The 16,641-nt window shown below is 73.0% G+C and carries 13 protein-coding genes; 2 read left to right on the top strand and 11 right to left on the bottom strand.

Annotated elements, in window-relative coordinates; all coding sequences use genetic code 11:
- Positions 1-7 precede the first annotated feature (7 nt).
- From D1648_RS06040 to D1648_RS06030, 3 genes are all read right to left on the bottom strand, one after another.
- Positions 8-2,275 carry a polyribonucleotide nucleotidyltransferase gene (locus D1648_RS06040; RefSeq protein WP_164518631.1) on the bottom strand — a complete coding sequence of 756 codons (2,268 nt, stop codon included), beginning with the start codon at positions 2,273-2,275 and terminating at the stop codon, positions 8-10.
- Between the two features lie 184 nt (positions 2,276-2,459).
- Entirely contained in the window at positions 2,460-2,729 is a 270-nt protein-coding gene (rpsO, locus tag D1648_RS06035) for a 30S ribosomal protein S15 (protein ID WP_122939882.1), read from the bottom strand.
- A gap of 154 nt (positions 2,730-2,883) precedes the next feature.
- On the bottom strand, positions 2,884-3,900 hold the full coding sequence (locus D1648_RS06030; protein WP_122939881.1) for a bifunctional riboflavin kinase/FAD synthetase: 1,017 nt from the start codon (positions 3,898-3,900) through the stop codon (positions 2,884-2,886).
- Positions 3,901-4,224: 324 nt separating this feature from the next.
- Between D1648_RS06030 and D1648_RS06025 the strand changes: the two genes are divergently transcribed.
- Entirely contained in the window at positions 4,225-5,748 is a 1,524-nt protein-coding gene (locus D1648_RS06025) for a L,D-transpeptidase family protein (RefSeq protein WP_122939880.1), read from the top strand.
- A 90-nt stretch (positions 5,749-5,838) separates the two neighbouring features.
- On the opposite strand, the gene truB is transcribed toward D1648_RS06025, so the two are convergent.
- From truB to rimP, 7 genes are all read right to left on the bottom strand, one after another.
- Positions 5,839-6,780 (bottom strand): tRNA pseudouridine(55) synthase TruB, encoded by a 942-nt coding sequence (gene truB / locus D1648_RS06020; RefSeq protein WP_122939879.1) that lies wholly within the window; start codon positions 6,778-6,780, stop codon positions 5,839-5,841.
- Complete coding sequence (gene rbfA / locus D1648_RS06015; RefSeq protein ID WP_122939878.1) at positions 6,777-7,286, bottom strand: 30S ribosome-binding factor RbfA; 510 nt, start codon at positions 7,284-7,286, stop codon at positions 6,777-6,779. The genes truB and rbfA overlap by 4 nt, the downstream gene beginning before the upstream one ends.
- Complete coding sequence (locus tag D1648_RS06010) at positions 7,283-8,416, bottom strand: TRM11 family methyltransferase (protein ID WP_122939877.1); 1,134 nt, start codon at positions 8,414-8,416, stop codon at positions 7,283-7,285. Before D1648_RS06010 ends, rbfA begins: the two co-directional genes overlap by 4 nt.
- Before the next feature lie 63 nt (positions 8,417-8,479).
- Positions 8,480-11,308: a translation initiation factor IF-2 gene (gene infB / locus D1648_RS06005; RefSeq protein ID WP_122939876.1), complete on the bottom strand. Its 2,829-nt coding sequence runs from the start codon at positions 11,306-11,308 to the stop codon at positions 8,480-8,482.
- A gap of 96 nt (positions 11,309-11,404) precedes the next feature.
- Positions 11,405-11,791, bottom strand: coding sequence for a YlxR family protein (locus tag D1648_RS18380; protein ID WP_255414277.1), 387 nt, complete (start codon positions 11,789-11,791; stop codon positions 11,405-11,407).
- A gap of 93 nt (positions 11,792-11,884) precedes the next feature.
- Positions 11,885-12,871 (bottom strand): transcription termination factor NusA, encoded by a 987-nt coding sequence (gene nusA / locus D1648_RS05995; RefSeq protein ID WP_122939875.1) that lies wholly within the window; start codon positions 12,869-12,871, stop codon positions 11,885-11,887.
- A 1-nt stretch (position 12,872) separates the two neighbouring features.
- Complete coding sequence (rimP, locus tag D1648_RS05990; protein WP_122939874.1) at positions 12,873-13,547, bottom strand: ribosome maturation factor RimP; 675 nt, start codon at positions 13,545-13,547, stop codon at positions 12,873-12,875.
- Positions 13,548-13,673: 126 nt separating this feature from the next.
- Between rimP and D1648_RS05985 the strand changes: the two genes are divergently transcribed.
- Positions 13,674-14,774, top strand: coding sequence for a DUF4439 domain-containing protein (locus D1648_RS05985; RefSeq protein WP_122939873.1), 1,101 nt, complete (start codon positions 13,674-13,676; stop codon positions 14,772-14,774).
- 27 nt (positions 14,775-14,801) lie between these two features.
- On the opposite strand, the gene D1648_RS05980 is transcribed toward D1648_RS05985, so the two are convergent.
- On the bottom strand, positions 14,802-16,586 hold the full coding sequence (locus D1648_RS05980) for a proline--tRNA ligase (protein WP_122939872.1): 1,785 nt from the start codon (positions 16,584-16,586) through the stop codon (positions 14,802-14,804).
- Positions 16,587-16,641: the final 55 nt, after the last annotated feature.

The raw sequence follows: 16,641 nt of genomic DNA, 5'->3' as shown, positions 1-16,641 counted from the left end.
GGGCGGATCACTCCGCGATGATCTCCTCGGCGGCGGCGGACGCCTCGGACTCGGACGGAGCCTCGTCCTTCTCCTCCTCGAGCACGGCGAGGGAGATCTTGCCGCGGGAGTCGATCTCGCGGATCTCGACCTCGATCTTCTGGCCGACCTTCGCGACGTCCTCGACGTCCTCCACGCGCTTGCCGCCGTTGAGCTTGCGCAGCTGCGTGACGTGGAGGAGGCCGTCCTTGCCCGGGGTGAGCGAGACGAAGGCGCCGAAGTCCACGACCCGCACGACGGTGCCGAGGTAGCGCTCCCCGACCTCGGGGACCATCGGGTTGGCGATGGCGTTGATCGCGGAGCGGGCCGCCTCGGCCGAGGGGCCGTCGGTCGCACCGATGTAGACGGTGCCGTCGTCCTCGATGGTGATGTCGGCGCCGGTGTCGTCCTGGATCTGGTTGATCATCTGGCCCTTCGGGCCGATGACCGCACCGATCTTGTCGACGGGGATGGTCACCGCGAGCACGCGCGGGGCGTGCGGGCTCATCTCGTCGGGCGCGTCGATCGCCTCGTGCAGCACCGAGAGGATCGCCAGGCGCGCCTCGTGCGCCTGGGACAGGGCGCCGGTGAGCACCGAGGCGGGCAGGCCGTCGAGCTTGGTGTCCAGCTGGATCGCGGTGACGAACTCGGAGGTTCCGGCGACCTTGAAGTCCATGTCGCCGAAGGCGTCCTCGGCCCCGAGGATGTCGGTGAGGGCCGCGTAGCGGGTCTCTCCGTCCACGGTGTCGGAGATCAGGCCCATCGCGATGCCGGCGACCGGGGCGCGCAGCGGCACACCGGCGTTCAGCAGCGACAGGGTCGAGGCGCACACGGAGCCCATCGAGGTCGAGCCGTTGGAGCCGAGGGCCTCGGACACCTGACGGATCGCGTAGGGGAACTCCTCGCGGCTGGGCAGCACCGGCACGATCGCGCGCTCGGCGAGCATGCCGTGGCCCACCTCGCGGCGCTTCGGGGAGCCGACGCGGCCGGTCTCGCCCGTGGAGTACGGCGGGAAGTTGTAGTGGTGGATGTAGCGCTTGCGGTCGACCGGCCCGAGGGAGTCGATCTGCTGCTCCATCTTGAGCATGTTCAGCGTGGAGACGCCCAGGATCTGGGTCTCGCCGCGCTGGAACAGGGCGGAGCCGTGCACGCGCGGGAGCACCTCGACCTCGGCGGAGAGAGCGCGGATGTCGCGCAGGCCACGGCCGTCGATGCGGACGCCCTCGGTGAGGACCTTCTTGCGCACGACCTGCTTGGTCAGCGCGCGGAACGCGCCGGAGACCTCGCCCTCGCGGCCCTCGAGCTGCGCGCCCTCGGCGGCGAGCTCGGCGGTGACCTCGGCGAGCAGCTGCTCGGTGCGCTCCTCGCGCTCGGTCTTCGCGGCGATCGACATGACCTCCGCCAGACGCTCGGTCGCGGCGGCCTCGACGACGGAGTAAGCGTCCTCCTGGTAGTCCAGGAAGAGCGGGAACTCGCGCACGGGCTTCGCGGCCTTCGCGGCGAGCTCCTGCTGCGCCACGCACAGGCTTCGGATGAAGACCTTGGCGGCCTCGAGTCCCTCGGCGACGACGGACTCCGTCGGCGCGATCGCGCCCTGCTCCTTGATGAGGGTCCAGGAGTTGTCGGTGGCCTCGGCCTCGACCATCATGATCGCCACATCGTCCTCGACGATGCGACCGGCGACGACCATCGAGAAGACGGCCTCGTCCAGCTGCGCGAAGGTCGGGAAGGCGACCCACTGGCCGCCGCCGGAGGCGTCGGGCATGAGCGCGATGCGCACGCCGCCGATCGGGCCCGAGAAGGGCAGGCCCGAGATCTGGGTGGAGGCGGAGGCGCCGTTGATGCCGACGACGTCGTAGGCGTCCTCGGGATTGCACGCCATGACGGTCAGCACGACCTGGACCTCGTTGCGCAGCCCCTTGACGAAGGCGGGACGCAGCGGGCGGTCGGTGAGGCGGGCGGCGAGGATCGCGTCGGTGCCGGGGCGGCCCTCGCGGCGGAAGAACGAGCCGGGGATGCGGCCCGCAGCGTACATCCGCTCCTCGACGTCGATGGTGAGCGGGAAGAAGTCGAAGTGCTCCTTCGGCTTGTTCGACACGGCGGTCGCCGAGAACACCATCGTGTCGTCGTCGAGGTAGACGGACACGGCACCGGCGGCCTGCTGGGCGAGACGACCGGTCTCGAAGCGGACCTCGCGACGTCCGTAGGCGCCGTTGTCGATGACGGCGGTGGTGGCGGTGATGTCAGGGCCTTCCATGGCCATGGGGGATCTCCTTGATCGAAGGGGTGCCCCTGCCGGTGCGGCCTTCGTCAGTCACGCGCGGCGGGCGGCGGGACCGGTGCTCCGGTCGCCTGCGCCGCAGGTCACTGCCGAGGACCGAACCTGGTCGGGGCGGACATGCAGAACCGCCGCCCGCCCATGGGGCGAGCGGCGGCGGGGGTCACCGGCGGAGGCCGAGGCGCTTGATCAGCGCACGGTAACGCTCGATGTCGGCTTCCTGGAGGTACTTCAGGAGGCGCTTGCGCTGACCGACCAGCAGCATCAGACCGCGGCGCGAGTGGTGGTCGTGCTTGTGGGTCTTGAGGTGCTCGGTCAGGTAGGTGATGCGGTGGGTGAGCAGCGCGATCTGGACCTCGGGCGAACCGGTGTCGCCCTCGCCGGTCGCGTACTCCGAGATGATCGCCTGCTTGGTGGCGGTGTCGAAGGCCATACTGGTTCTCCTCAGGTCGTTGCGCGGCGCACCGGGGCCTGCTGCCCCGGGCTCTTCGGACGAGCGGCTCCCGCACGCACCTCGCCCAAGGGTTCGGTGCGGGGTTCGGGGGCGGATCGCTCTCCGCGGCCGATATGACGGCGCGAGCAGGATATCAGGGGGTCTGCTCGCCCCGGGAGGCCTCCGCCTCGAGAGTGCGGCGGGTCACCTCGACGTCCTCGGCCATCTGCGCCACGAGCGCGTCGACCGAGTCGAACTTCAGCGTGGGGCGCTGGAAGTCGACGAACTCCAGGCGCACCGTGTCCCCGTAGAGCTCGAGGTCATGGGCGCCGTGGACGTAGGCCTCGACGGTGCGGCGGGGCGCGCCGTCGGCCTCGAAGGTCGGATTCGTGCCGATGGAGATCGTCGCCGGGGCCCCGGCGAGGGGCTCGACGCCCGCGTGCGCGGCATCCTGCTCGGTCACGGTGGCGTAGCCGGCGTAGACGCCGTCGGCGGGGATCAGACCCTGCGGCGCGGGGCCGAGGTTCGCGGTGGGGAAGCCGAGCTCGCGGCCGCGCCGGAAGCCGTGGTGGACCGTGTCGGTGACGGTGTGGAGACGGCCCAGCGCCTCGTTCGCCTCGCGCACCTCGCCGGCTAGCAGGTCCCGGCGGATGCCGGAGGAGGAGATGCGCCCGGTGCCGGTGCCCTCGGGGCCGAGGTCCGGGGCGGTGACGACCTCGAAGCCGTACTTCTCCCCCAGCGCGCGCATGGTAGTGATGTCCCCGGCGTTCGCACGCCCGAAGAGGGCGTCCTCGCCCAGCACCACACAGCTCGCACGCAGCCCCTCGACCAGGAAGATCCGCACGAAGTCCTCCGGGGAGTGCTGGGCGAAGCCGAAGGTGAACTCGAGATCGAGCACGCCGTGCATCCCGGCGAGCAGGAGCAGCCGGTCGCGATCCTCGTGCCCGGTGATCAGCGGGGTCGTGGCCGGGGCGCCCATGACGTGGCGGGGATGGGGCCAGAAGGTCAGCGCGATCGGGCTCAGCGAGCGCGTCTCGGCGTGGTGGCGCAGCTGGTCCAGCACGAAGCGGTGACCCCGGTGGACGCCGTCGTAGTTGCCGATCGAGACCGCGGTCTCGCCGAGATCGGCGGGCACCTCCTCGACGGAGTGCCAGATGGGCAGGAGGGTCACGACGTGCTCAGGTCCTTCCGGTGCCGGTGGGCGGTCCGTGCACCCGCGCCCGCCTCGGTCCGGGGCGCGGCGTCGGATGCGCCGGAGGACACTGTAGCGCTCGGGCAGGGACGGGCATGCCCGCGGGACCCCTCGGGACGGGGACGCGTCCACGCGGTGTGTCACGTCGATGCGGACCTGTGACGAAGCTCGGGCGGGGGATCGTGGTATGGGAGAGGCCCCTCCGTTATTCTCGGGACGAAGGCGGCGCCGGGGAGGGACCCCTGTGCCCTGCGGCGAGAGCCCGGGGCGGGCACGACGGCCGCCGAGAACGGATCTGGATCCATGACGAACGTGACCGATACGGCCCCGCGGGGCCGCAGCCGTCGACGGGTCGCCCTGGTCCTCGTGGCGATCGTCGCCGTCCTCGCCGTGATCCTCACCGGCGGGGCGCTGGCCTACGCCAAGCAGTTCGAGGGTCGCGCGCTGCCGGGCACCACGGTGCTCGGGCAGGACGTCTCCGGGAAGAGCCCGGAGGAGATCGCCGCCCTCGTCGCCGAGCAGGGCGAGGACGTCGTCGTCACAGTCACCGCGGGCGAGAAGGAGCTCGAGGTGCCGCTGGCGGACCTCGGCGTGAGCGTGGACTCCGAGGCGACCGCCTCCGCCGCGCTCGGGCGCGACGACTCGCTGCCGGCCGTGATCTCCTCGACGTGGTCCGGCGAGCACGCCGTGGAGCCCGTCGTCGAGGTGGACGAGGCGGCCGCGGCCGCCTTCGCCAAGGGCCTGGTCCCCGAGGACCGGACCACGCCGGTCGACGCGGAGGTCGTCTTCGACGAGGACGCGCAGAGCTGGAACGTCGAGCCCGGCCGCAACGGCCAGGGGGTGGATCCGCAGCCCTTCGTCGAGGCCGTGCAGGCCCAGGCCCCCTCCCTCGAGAGCTTCTCCGTCGAGCAGGAGATCGAGGAGATCTCCCCGGCGATCACCACCGAGGAGGCCGAGGAGGTCGTCGGCTCGATCTCCGACCTGCTCGAGCAGCCCATGGCGATCGATAGCGCCGACGGGAAGACCCACGAGGTCTCCCCCGAGCGCCGCAGCAGCTGGATCTCCGTCGAGCCCGACGAGTCCGGGGAGGAGCTCGCCGTGTCGGTCGACGAGGACGCGGTGCGCGAGTGGGTCACCGCCCGCGCGGACCAGGACTCGGTCGAGCCCGAGGACGGCATCGAGCAGGTCGACGGCGACGGCGAGGTCGTCAAGGTCGTCGCCGAGAAGAAGGACGGCCTGGAGATCACGAACTCGGACGCCGTCGCCGACCAGCTGATCGAGGCGCTCAAGGGCACCACCCCGCTCGAGGCCGCCTTCGAGAGCAAGAAGCTCGAGGCCGAGGTCGAGAAGGTCGACGCGCCCGCGGACGAGGAGGACGAGGAGTCCACCGAGGACGAGGACGCTTCGAAGGACGACGAGGACGAGCCCGCCGCCGAGCCGACCGGCGAGAAGTGGATCGACGTGGACCTGACGAACAAGACCGTCACCGCGTACGTGGGCGACACCCCCGTCTGGGGCCCGCGAGCGATGGTCGACGGCAAGGAGGGCAACGAGACCCCCACCGGCACCTACGAGATCTACCTGCGCTACGACCGTCAGGACATGACCAACGCGGCGTACTACCCGGAGGACCATCCGAAGTACTACTACACCCCCGACGTCCCCTGGGTGCAGTACTTCCACCACGGCTACGGCTTCCACGGCGCCCCGTGGCGCTCCTCCTTCGGCTACTCCGGATCGCACGGCTGCATCAATCTGCCCGTCTCGGACGCGAAGTGGCTGTACGACTGGGCCGGCATAGGCACCAAGACCGTGGTGCATCGCTGAGCACCGACTCCGCGAGGGCACGATGAGCGAGGCCCCCTGGACACCGCCGAGCGGTGACCGGGGGGCCTCGTCGTCAGCGGGAGCGGCTGCTCAGCATCGCGCCTCGGCGGGGACGACCAGCTGCGGGCGCCAGGCCCCGCCCTCCCGGCCGAGGACCGCCACGAGGCGCCCCTCGGGATCCAGAGCGGCGACGGGGGCTTCCTCGCCGGCGTGGCCGGGATGGGGGTGCGCCGGCTCCCGCAGCGCCGAGGCGGAGCGGATCCGCTGCCCCGTGCCGAGCGCCGCGGCCTCGGACTCCTCGACCGGCAGGACCGGCAGGACCCGCGCGGCGACCTCGCCGAGCCCGAGCAGCGGCAGGTCGACGTCGTCGCCCTCCCCGCGCGCCGGCACACGGACGCCGTCGGTCACGTCGAAGGGGCCGACGGCGGTGCGGCGCAGCGCCGTGAGGTGGCCGCCCACCCCGAGCGACGCACCGAGGTCACGTGCCAGCGCCCGCACGTAGGTGCCCGAGGAGCAGTCCACGACGGCGTCGAGGTCCAGGTGGCCGTCCGTCTCGCGGCGCGCGGTGAGCTCGAAGCGGCCGATGCGCACGGGGCGGGCCGCGAGCTGCACGTCCTCCCCCGCCCTGGCCCGGGCATAGGCCCGCTTCCCGTCGATCTTGATCGCGCTGACGGTCGAGGGGACCTGTGCGATCTCGCCGCGCAGGGCGCCGAGCGCCTGCTCGAGGCGCGCGTCGGCGAGCCCCGTCGCGTCGACCGCCTCGCCGAGCATCTCGCCCTCGCGGTCGTCGGTGGTGGTGGCGCGGCCCAGCCGGATCGTGGCGCGGTAGGTCTTGTCGAGACCGACGAGATGGGTGAGCAGGCGCGTGCCCTGCCCGATCCCGAGCACGAGCAGGCCGGTGGCCATCGGGTCGAGGGTGCCGGCGTGGCCGACCTTCTTCGTGCCCAGCAGCCAGCGGACCCGCGCGACCACGTCGTGGCTGGTGCGGCCCTCGGCCTTGTCGACCAGCAGGATGCCGTGGGGTGCGCTCACGCCCGGTCGTGCCCCGGAGCCGCCGGATCCTCGTCAGCACCCTCGCCGCCGCGGTACTCGCCGTCGGCGTCGTCCTCGAGCTCCTCCTCGCGGGGCTTGCGATAGGGGTCCTCGTCGCCGGCGTAGGCGGCGCCCTGCTTGGCCTTCTCGAGCTCGGCGTCGCGGCCGCGGGCCTCGCTGAGCAGGTCCTCGATGACACGGGCGTTCTCGGGGACGGCGTCGGCGATGAACTCGAGCGTGGGGGTCAGGCGCACGCCGGTCTGCCGCCCCACCTCTCGACGCAGCATGCCGGTGGCGCTGCGCAGAGCGGCGGCGGTGCCCTCGCGCTCCTCCTCGGAGCCGAAGACGGTGTAGAAGACGGTCGCGTGCTGCAGGTCGCCGCTGACGCGCACGTCGGTGATGGTCACGAAGCCGAGCCGCGGGTCCTTGACCCGGGTGTCGAGCATGGTCGCGACGATGACCTTGATGCGGTCGGCGAGCTTGAGGGCGCGGGGGTTGTCGGTCATGGGATCTGGTCCTCCTGGTCGGTGCCGAGAGCGGCGAGCTCGTCGGCGCGGGGATGGTCGTCGGGGACGGCGAGCAGGACGTCGCGGTCGATGGACTGGTCCACACGGTGGCGGAAGGCGCCGTCGGCGCTCAGGACCCGCAGGCCGGCGTCGGCGAGCACCGCGCTCGCCTCGGCGTGGTCCAGGGTGCGGCGGTTGACCGCGAGGGCGATGCCCGCGCCGTCCCGCAGCAGGGAGCGCCAGCCGGGGGCCGCCGTGCGCAGCACCTCGAGCGGGGAGCGCTGCCAGGTGCCGTCGGCGCGGCCGCCGTGCTGGACGCCGTAGGGCAGGTCGCCGACGAGCGCGTCGACGCTCCGGGCGGGGAGCACCTCGCCGAGGCGGGCGGTGTCGCAGCCGAGCAGGGTCAGGCGCTGCCCGTCCCCGCGGCGCAGGGTCTGCTTGTCGGGGGCGAGCTCGGCCTCGGTGCGGCTGCCCAGCTGCTCGCCGTGCACGGTCAGGCGCGTGGTCTCCAGCGTGTGCTTCCAGCGGTGGGTGCGCAGCCAGGTTCCGAGGAAGGCGCGGTACTCCTCGACGTCACGGCGGTCGATCTCGGCGCCGACGGGGCTGAGCCCCAGGCGCAGCGCCCGGTTCAGGGTGGTGCCGCGCCCGCACAGCGGATCGAGCAGATCCAGCGTCCCGTCGAGCAGGCCGTCGCGGCGGGTGGACAGCGCCGCGGCGAGGTTCACCAGCAGGGCGGTGAACTGCTCGTTGGTCTTGCCGCGATAGCGCAGGGTGGTCTCGAGGTCCGAGGGGTGGCGGAGCACGTCGGGCAGCGCGCGGGGGCGCAGCAGCGGGCTCTCGGGCGCCGCGGGGTCCTCCTGCTGCACGTCGAGCACGCCGAGCGTCCCGGAGAGCGTCGCCAGCAGCGCGTCGAGCCGCCGGTGGTCAGGGGCGGCGGAGGCGGCGGCCGGTGCGGGGCGTCGCACCTCGAGGGCGCCCATCCCCCCGATCCGCCGCTCGCGCAGCGCGGGGACGACACCGAGGTGCGCGCCGAGCACCCAGTGCGCCTCCGCGCGCGAGAGCGCCCCCGCGGCCTGTGCGTACACGCGGTTGGCCGAGGGGGCGCGGAGCAGGAGGGACACCTCGCTCATCGTGGTCTCCTCCCCCGCCGGCGCGGTCGGGCACCCCTCGTGGGACACCCGACCGGCTCAGGATCAGCTGCGGGGCTTCTCCTGCATCTCGTAGGTGGTGATGAGGTCCTCGAGCTGGAGGTCGTTGAAGGACCCCAGGTTGATGCCGCACTCGTAGCCCTCGCGGACCTCGGTGACATCGTCCTTGTAGCGTCGCAGACCGGCGATCTCGATGTTCTCCGCGATGACCTTGCCGCCACGGGTGATGCGGGCCTTCGCCCCGCGCTTGATGAGGCCGCCGCGCACGATCGAGCCGGCGATGTTGCCGAACTTGGAGGAGCGGAAGATCTCGCGGATCTCCGCCGAGCCGAGCTCGACCTCCTCGTACTCCGGCTTGAGCATGCCCTTGAGTGCCTGCTCGACCTCGTCGATGGCGTTGTAGATGACCGAGTAGTACTTGATCTCCACGCCTTCGCGGTCGGCGTACTCCGCGTTCAGGCCCTCGGCCCGCACGTTGTAGCCGACGATCACCGCGTTGGACGCGACGGCGAGGTTGATGTTGTTCATCGTGATCGCGCCGACGCCGCGGTCGATGATCCGCAGGTCCACGCCCTCGCCGACGTCGATGCCCAGCAGCGACTCCTCCAGGGCCTCGACGGCACCGGCCGCGTCGCCCTTGAGGATGAGGTTGAGGGTCTCGACCTTGCCGTCGGCGACGTGCTTGTTGAGGTCCTCGAGGGAGATCCGCTTGCGGGCCTTGGACAGCGAGGCGGCGCGCTTGGCGGCCTCCCGCTTCTCGGCGATCTGACGGGCGGTGCGCTCGTCCTGGGCGACCAGGAACGAGTCGCCGGCGCCGGGCACCGAGGTCAGGCCCAGCACCTGCACGGGACGGGACGGCCCCGCCTCGTCCACGTTCTGGCCGTTCTCGTCGAGCATGGCGCGCACTCGGCCGTGGCCGGTGCCGCACACGATCGCATCGCCGACCCGCAGGGTGCCCTGCTGGACCAGCACCGTGGCGACCGGGCCGCGACCGCGGTCCAGGTTCGCCTCGATGGCCACGCCGCGAGCGTCCTTGTCGGGGTTCGCGGTGAGCTCAAGGGCGGCGTCCGCGGTGAGCAGCACCGCCTCGAGCAGGTCGTCGATGTGGAGGTTCTCGCGGGCGGAGACGTCCACGAACATCGTCTCGCCGCCGTACTCCTCGGCGATCAGGTTGTACTCGGTCAGCTGCTGCCGGATCTTCTCCGGGTTCGCCTCGGGCTTGTCGATCTTGTTGACCGCGACCACGATCGGCACGTTCGCCGCCTGGGCATGGTTGAGCGCCTCGATCGTCTGGGGCATCACGCCGTCGTCCGCCGCGACCACGAGGATCGCGATGTCCGTGACGTCGGCACCACGGGCACGCATGGCGGTGAACGCCTCGTGGCCCGGGGTGTCGATGAAGGTGAGCTGGCGATCGGTCCCCTCGTGCTCGACGTCGACCTGGTACGCACCGATGTGCTGGGTGATGCCGCCGGCCTCGCCCGCGCCGACCTTCGCCTTCCGGATCGTGTCCAGCAGGCGGGTCTTGCCGTGGTCGACGTGACCCATGACGGTGACCACCGGGGGACGCGGCAGACGATCGGACTCGTCCTCCTCCGCGAGCTCCGCGTCGAGGTCGATGTCGAACTGCTCGAGCAGCTCGCGCTCCTCGTCCTCCGGGGAGACGATCTCGATCTTGTAGCCGAGCTCGTTGCCGAGCAGCTCGAAGGTGACCTCGTCCAGGGACTGGGTGGCGGTCGCCATCTCGCCCATCGCGAAGAGCACCGTGATCAGCGACGCGGGGTTGACGTCGATGCGGTCGGCGAAGTCGGTCAGCGAGGCGCCGCGGCGCAGCCGCAGGGTCTGACCGTTGCCGCGCGGGATCGAGACGCCGCCCGGCGCGGGGGCCTGCTGCTGCTCGAACTCCTGGCGCTTCGCGCGCTTCGACTTGCGGGAGCGGGCCGGCTTGCCGCCGCGTCCGAAGGCGCCCTGCGTCGCACCGCGGCCGCCGCGGCCGCGGGGACCGCCCGGACCGCCTCCGGGACGACCGCCCGGGCCGCCCCCGGGACGACCGCCGCGGCCGCGGCCGCCACCGCCCTGGTTCGTGTCGGCGAGACCGCCGTGGGAGTGCTGGCGCATGATGCCGGGGGTCGGCATGCCGGGACGGGGACCGCCCGGACGCGGGGCGCCGCCGGGACGCGGTGCGCCCTCGCGGGGAGCGCGGCCGCCCTGCTCGGCACCGGCTCCGGGACGGGCCGGGCGCTGACCGGGACGGGGCATGCCCTGCGAGCTCGCGAAGGGGTTGTTGCCCGGACGGGGACCGCCCGGACGCGGACCGCCCTCGCCGCGGCCGGGACGACCGCCCTGACCGGGCTTGCGGGAGCCCGGGCGGGGCATGCCCTGCGAGCTGGCGAAGGGGTTGTTGCCCGGACGCGCGGCACCGGGGCGGGGCGCGGGGCGCTCACCGCCGGGCTTCGGCGCGGCAGGCTTCTCGGCGCCGGGCTTCGGGGCCTCGGCACCGGGCTTGGGCGCGGGGGCGCCGGGCTTGGGCGCCTCGGCGGCGGGCGCCGGCGCAGCCTTCTCCGCCGGGGCGGGCTCCTCGGCCGCGGGGGCGGAGGGCGCCGGCTCCTGCGGCGCGGGCTTGGCGGGGCCGGGCTTCTTCGCGGCGGGCTTCGCGCCGGGCTTCGGCGCGGCGCCGGGCTTCGCGGCCTCGGCGGACTTCTTCGGGGCGCTCTCGGCGGCAGGGAGCTCCTGACGCAGACGACGGGCCACGGGGGCCTCGATGGTCGAGGAGGCGGAACGGACGAACTCGCCCATGTCCTGCAGCTTCTGCAGGACGATCTTGCTCGGCTGTCCGAGCTCCTTGGCGAGCTCGTGGACGCGGACCTTAGCCACTTTTCTCCTGTCTCGGTCCGGCCGACAAGAGGGCTCGGACCATTAGTTCCTGAGGGTGCTCATGAGTGAGTACTCATCGGATGTCCATGGGTGCTTCTACCTGTTCCACGTTCGGGTGGGATCGAAGGCCTCGAGGTCCCGGGCGAGGAGCCCGGTGTCGACCCTGCCGCGGAAGGACCGGGCCGGGCCGCCTCGCCGCAGGGCGAGGTCGAGACATGATGCGTCGGGATGGAGCCACGCCCCGCGGCCGGGCGCGGACCCCGTGGGGTCCACGCGGACGCGTGGAACGGCACCGTCGGGAGCGGGCTCCCGGACCAGTCGCACCAGCTGCTCGCGCGGGGCCGCCTCTCGGCAGCCGACGCACGTGCGCTCGGGGCGGTGTGCGGTGGAGCGTGCGATGACGCGACCTCCTCCGTTCCGAGCGCTCCGCCCGGACGGGAGTGCGGCCGACTCGTCGGCGACGAGGTCGAGCGCGGTCTCCACTGGGCGAACAGCCTCCCCAGTGTAGCGGACCACCGCCGCGGCGACCTCAGCGGGGAGGTGTGGGACACACCTCGGGCGATGGCCCGGGACGCCTCAGCCCCCGGCCGACGGGCCCGGCCCGCCCTCTGGACGGATGTCGATCTTCCACCCGGTGAGCTTCGCGGCCAGGCGGGCGTTCTGCCCGTCCTTCCCGATCGCGAGGGAGAGCTGGTTCTCCGGGACCACGGCCCGCACGACCCGGCCCACCTCGTCGATCACGGTGACGGAGGAGACCTTCGCGGGCGAGAGCGCCCCGGCGACGTACGCGCTCGGGTCCTCGTCGAAGTCGACGATGTCGATCTTCTCGCCGCCGAGCTCGTTCATCACCGAGCGCACGCGCGCCCCCATCGGGCCGATGCAGGCACCCTTGGCGTTGACGCCCGCGACGGTGGCGCGCACGGCCATCTTGGTGCGATGACCGGCCTCGCGGGCGAGTCCCGCGATCTCGACGGTGCCGTCGGCGACCTCCGGGACCTCGAGGGCGAAGAGTCGACGCACGAGGTTCGGGTGCGAGCGCGAGAGCGTGATCTGCGGGCCCTTGGGGCCGCGGCGGGTCTCGGTGACGTAGGCGCGCAGGCGTCGACCGTGGGAGTAGTCCTCCCCCGGCACGCGTTCGTGCGGCGGCAGGACCGCCTCGACCTCGCCGAGGTCGACGAGCACCATGCGCGGGTCGCGGCCCTGCTGGATGATGCCCGAGACGATGTCGTCCTCGCGGTCGGCGTAGGTGCCCAGCACCGCGTCGTCCTCGAGATCCCGGATCCGCTGGAAGATGACCTGGCGCGCGGTGCTCGCGGCGACGCGGCCGAAGTTCTCCGGCGTGTCGTCCCACTCCTCGAGCACGATGCCGTCGGCGTCGCGCTCGCGGGCGATGACGGCGACCTCGCCGGTGCGCTCGTCGATCAGGACCTCGGAGTCCCGCACCGGATGGTCGGTGTGGAGATAGGCGGCGTGCAGCGCCGAGCGGATCGCGTCCAGCAGCACGGGCAGGCTGATCTCGCGCTCCCGCTCGAGGGCCCGCAGGGCACCCATGTCGATGTCCATCTCAGCTCTCCTTCGTCGCGGTGGTCCCCGCGGTCGTCTCGGCGGTGGTGCCGGCATCGCCCTCGGCGGCGCCGGCGGGATCATGGGCCGCATCGGCCGGGCCTGCGGAGTCCGACTCGCCCTCTGCCTCGGCCAGCAGCTGCGCGAGGTCCTCGGGCGGGTCGAACTCGACCTCGACGCGGGCGGAGGCGATCTCGGCCAGCGGCAGCTCGAGGTGCTCGGAGGTCCCGGCGGGCAGCTTGCGGGGCCTGCCCCGCTCGTCCCTCCCGGGCTCCTGCCGCAGCCGGAGCGTCTCGCCGTCGACGGCGAGCAGGCGCGCGCGGTGCTCGGTGCCGGCGACGGTGCGCACGAGCAGCAGGCGCCCGCGCGAGCGGCGGAAGTGGCGCGGCGCGGTCAGCGCGCGCTCGAGGCCGGGCGTGGTCAGCTCCAGCAGGACGGGCTCGGGGCCCAGCAGGGAGTCGTCGGCGTCGATCCGGGCGGACAGCTCCCGGGACGCCTCGGCGACGGTGTCGAGGTCGGCGCTGCCCAGCTGGTCCTCGGGCAGGTCCACGACCAGACGCAGGCGGGGCAGTCCGCTCTCGCGCCCCAGCTCGACCTCCTCGAGCACGAGGCCGTGCGCGTCCAGCACCTCGGCGGCCGCCTCCCGCAGGTCGGTCCGGTCCTCGCGTGCGCTCATGGACTGATCGCCTCCTGCTCATATGGGTGACTTCGCCGCCTCGGGTGGGCCCGCAGCGTCGGCACCAGGATAGTGGCCGTGCGAGGTCCGCGCCGACCCGGGCGTCCCGGATGCGAGAATCCTCCCGTGCCCGCCTCCCCTCGCCCCTCCGTGCCCGCGCCCGCTCCCGGACGACGGGGCGTGCTGCGCGGCACGCTGGCGGTCCTCGCCGCGGGGACGCTCGGGGCGGGCGCGCTCGGCGGCTGCGGCCGGGTCGCGCTGGGCGGGCCCGAGGAGTACACCCCTCCCCCGCCCGGGATCGACGACCTCTACCGACGTGACCTGCTGGTCCTGCTCGAGCGGGCGATCGCGGGGGCCGAGGACGTGGCCGACGCGAGTCCCGCGGCGGAGGAGGACCAGGCTCTCGCCTCGGACCTCGCCGTGCTGGTCGCCGCGCTGCCGGTGCAGCGCCGTGCGCTGCTGACCGGGGCGGAACAGGAGCGCGAGAGCGAGGCCCTGGAGGATCCGGACCCGGCCGCGAGCACCGCCCCCGCCCCGACGGACGTGCCGGAGGACCTCGCAGAGCTGCTCGCGCTCCTCGTCGAGCTGCGAGATCTCGCCGCCGACTCCTCGCTCCAGGTCTCCGGGTCCCTCGCGCGCGTGACCTCCGCGCTCGCGGCGCACTCGGCATGGATCGCGCTGCGCCTGCGCTCCTCGTCCGGGACGGGCGAGGTGCCCGCCGCGCCGTCGGCCGAGGAGCTGGAGCCGCGCCGCGAGGTGCCGGAGACGGACCCGCCCTCGATCGGGGCCGAGGAGGACTACCGCACGACGATCGAACGGGCGCAGCAGGAGGAGTGGTACGCGGGCTACGTCCACGAGGTGCTCGCCGCGCGCACCGAGGGCAGGGAGCGCGAGAGGCACCTCGCGCAGACGGAGCTGCACCGCGCCCGCGCCGAGCAGCTCGCCGCCGCGGCCGAGGAGGACGGCGCCCCCGTGGTGGTGCGGCAGGCGGTCTACGCGCTGCCGGGCGGGCAGCTGGACGAGGCGACCGCCGCGTCCCTGCCGGCGACGCTCGCGCAGGGGCTGCTGCTGGACCATCTCGCACTCACCGGCGCGGCGCCCTTCGAGCGCCGCCCGCTCTCCATCGCCGCGGCGCTGGCCGAGGCGGAGCTGCTGGCCGGGCATGCGGACAGCATGGATCCGCTGCCGGGCCTCGTGGCCGAGGACCCGCCGCCCCTCGACGGCTGAGCCCGTCGGCGTGCCCGGGCGGGTCGCTCAGACCCCGCGCACCTCGGCGAGGACGGCATCGACGACCTCGGCCGGGGAGACCTCGCGGATCGTGCCGCTCGCTCGGTCCCGCACCTCGACCACGCCGTCCGCGAGGCCGCGGCCGATGACCACGGAGGTGGGCATGCCCAGCAGCTCGGCGTCCTTGAACTTCACGCCCGGGGAGACCTTCGGGCGGTCGTCGTAGAGCACCTCGAGGCCTCGCGCCTCGAGCTCGCCGGCGATCCGCTCGGCCTCCTCGAAGACCGCGGCGTCCTTGCCGGTCGCCACGACGTGCACATCGGCGGGGGCGAGCTGGCGGGGCCAGACCAGGCCCTTCTCGTCGTGGAGCAGCTCGGCGACCGCGGCGACGGCACGGGTGATGCCGATGCCGTAGGAGCCCATCGTGACCACCACGGACTTGCCGTTCTCGTCGAGCACCCGCAGCCCCAGCGCCTCGGCGTACTTCCGCCCGAGCTGGAAGATGTGCCCCATCTCCATGCCGCGGGTCAGGCGCAGCGGGCCCGAGCCGTCGGGGGCCGGGTCGCCGTCGCGCACCTCGGCCGCCTCGATCGTCCCGTCGGCGGTGAAGTCGCGCCCGTAGACGAGGTCGTAGACGTGCCGGTCCTTCTCGCCGGCGCCCGCGACCCACGAGCTGCCGGGCACGACGCGCGGGTCGACGAGATAGCGGATCCCGGAGGGGGCCTCGAGGCCGAGGCCCTCGGGGCCGATGTAGCCCTTCTTCAGCACGGGATGCTTCGCGAAGTCCGCATCGGTGAAGGGCGTCGCGATCGCCGGGGAGAGCGCGGCCTCGAGCCGCTTGGGGTCGACCTCGCGGTCGCCGGGCAGCGCGATGACCAGGGGCTCGGTGGAGCCGTCGGGATGGGTGAGGAGATAGACGAGGTGCTTGAGCATCTCGTAGCGGGTCCAGCTGCCGTCCTCCGAGACGGGGCCCTGGCCCGGGAAGGCCTCGTTGGAGAAGTCGGTGAGCTTCGCGATGGTGCTCGCGCCGGGGGTGTCCTCGACGTGCATCGCGGGCAGGGCCGCGATCGCGGCGTCGTCCAGCGCCTCGGGGGGCAGGGTGGTGACCGCCTCGACATTGGCGGCGTAGCCGCCGTCGGTGACCACGAAGGTGTCCTCGCCGATCGGGGTGGGGTGGAGGAACTCCTCGGAGCGGGAGCCGCCCATGGCACCGGCGTCGGCCTGGCAGATCACGGTGGGCAGGCCGAGCCGCTCGAAGGTGCGCTGGTAGGCGCCGCGCTGCTTCTCGTAGGAGGCGTCCAGGCCGGCGTCGTCCACGTCGAAGGAGTAGGCGTCCTTCATGATGAACTCGCGGGTGCGCAGCAGGCCCGCGCGGGGCCGGGCCTCGTCGCGGAACTTGGTCTGGATCTGGTACAGCATCGCCGGGAGGTCCTTGTACGAGGAGTACAGGTCCTTCACCGTGAGGGTGAACATCTCCTCGTGCGTGGGGGCGAGGAGGTAGTCGTCCTCGCGCCGGTCCTGGAGCCGGAACAGGGTGGGGCCGTAGTCCTCCCACCGGCCGGTCGCCTCGTAGGGCTCGCGCGGCTGCAGCGCGGAGAAGAGCACCTCCTGCCCGCCGATCGCGTCCTGCTCCTCGCGCACGATCTGCTCGACCTTCCGCAGCACCCTCAGCCCCAGCGGCAGCCAGGTGTACACCCCCGCGGCGGAGCGACGGATGTAGCCCGCGCGCACCAGCAGCTTGTGGCTGGCGACCTCGGCGTCGGCCGGGTCCTCCCGCAGGGTGCGGACGAACAGCGAGGACAGACGGAGCATGGGGCGGCCTTTCGGGATGTGGGACGGCGCCGCCGGCGATGGCGCGCGGGCCCAT

Source organism: Brachybacterium sp. EE-P12, assembly GCF_003711805.1.
Taxonomy (GTDB): Bacteria; Actinomycetota; Actinomycetes; order Actinomycetales; family Dermabacteraceae; genus Brachybacterium.
This window is presented reverse-complemented; position numbering and strand designations above follow the sequence as displayed.